This is a genomic window from Roseomonas rosulenta (genome assembly GCF_016106005.1).
GTDB classification, from domain to species: Bacteria; Pseudomonadota; Alphaproteobacteria; order Acetobacterales; family Acetobacteraceae; genus Neoroseomonas; species Neoroseomonas rosulenta.
The window spans coordinates 1-1,083 of sequence record NZ_JACADR010000566.1 but is presented as its reverse complement, the minus strand read 5'-3'; the positions used below and the strand labels follow the sequence as shown (position 1 = coordinate 1,083).

The following is a 1,083-nucleotide window of genomic DNA, read 5'->3' as shown; positions in this document are numbered from 1 at the left end:
TCGCGCGCCCATGCGCCCCGGGGCTGGCCCGGCCGCGCCAGCGGCGCGATGCGCGCGGCAAGCACCGCCGGGTCGCCGCTGTCGATCGAGCGCAGCACCCACATCAGCGAGGCGAGGTCGCGATAGAGCGGATCGGCCGCGGTATCGGACGCGACGCGGTCGTAGAGCGCGAGCGCGCCGTCGCGGTCGCCGGTCTCGGCCTTGAGCGCGGCGGCGCGCAGCAGGGCGATGGTGCGGTAGCCGGCCGGGCTGCCGGGTGCCATGGCCTCGAAGCGCGCGCCCATGGCGGGCAGGTCGGCGCCCTCGGCCTCGGCGGCGCGGTGGGCGGCCAGGAAGGCGGCGGCGGCGGCGTCGCGCTGGCGGCCCTCGTACCATTGCCAGCCCTGCCAGCCGGCGACGCCGGCGATGACGAGCACGAGCGCGCCGATCAGCGGCGCGGCGAAGCGCTTCCACAGTCGGGCGGCGCGTTCGGCGCGGAGATCCTCCTCCACCTCGTCGAAAATGTCGGGCAAGTCCTGCACCTCTGGCTGCGGCGGGCGGGCGCGGCCCGCATCCGGAAAGGGGGCGGACCATACAGGCCCGTTGGCGGGGCGTTAAGCCCGGGCGGTGTCCCATGGCGCCATGCGACCCGCCATGATCCTGCTGCTGCTTGCCCTCGCACCCGGCTGCGCGGCGGTCGGCGCGCCGGGGGCACCGCTGCTGGCCATCCCAGCGGCGGCCGAGGCGCTCTCGCTGCGGGCCTTCGGCCGCACCATGGGCGATGGCCTGGTCTCCCTCGTGACCGGGGAGGATTGCTCGATCGCCCGGATCGGCCGGGGCGAGGCCTATTGCGGGCAGGACAATGCGCCGGCGCCACCGCCCCTGTGCACCCGCTCCCTCGGCGCGGTGGATTGCTGGACGGTGCCGCCGGCGGCCTTCCCGGCCTATCGCGGCGTCGCGGACGGGCCCTCCACCCTGACCTCGGCGCAGGAGAACCGCCGCCGGCCGCAGTGCCCGTCGTGGTGCCTGCGCCGGTGGCGGTGCTGGCGCCCGCACCGGCGCCCTCCCTGGCGATCGAGGCCGTGGCGGCGGAGGCGGCGGCGC

At 77.1% G+C, this 1,083-nt stretch carries 2 protein-coding genes; one reads left to right on the top strand and one right to left on the bottom strand.

Annotated elements, in window-relative coordinates; all coding sequences use genetic code 11:
* On the bottom strand, positions 1 to 512 hold a 512-nt coding region (locus HW578_RS26880), incomplete at its 3' end, for a tetratricopeptide repeat protein (RefSeq protein WP_198373754.1).
* A gap of 121 nt (positions 513 to 633) precedes the next feature.
* Here HW578_RS26880 and HW578_RS26875 point away from each other — a divergent pair.
* Positions 634 to 1,083 (top strand): hypothetical protein (locus HW578_RS26875; protein ID WP_198373753.1); only part of this gene is annotated, 450 nt, incomplete at its 3' end.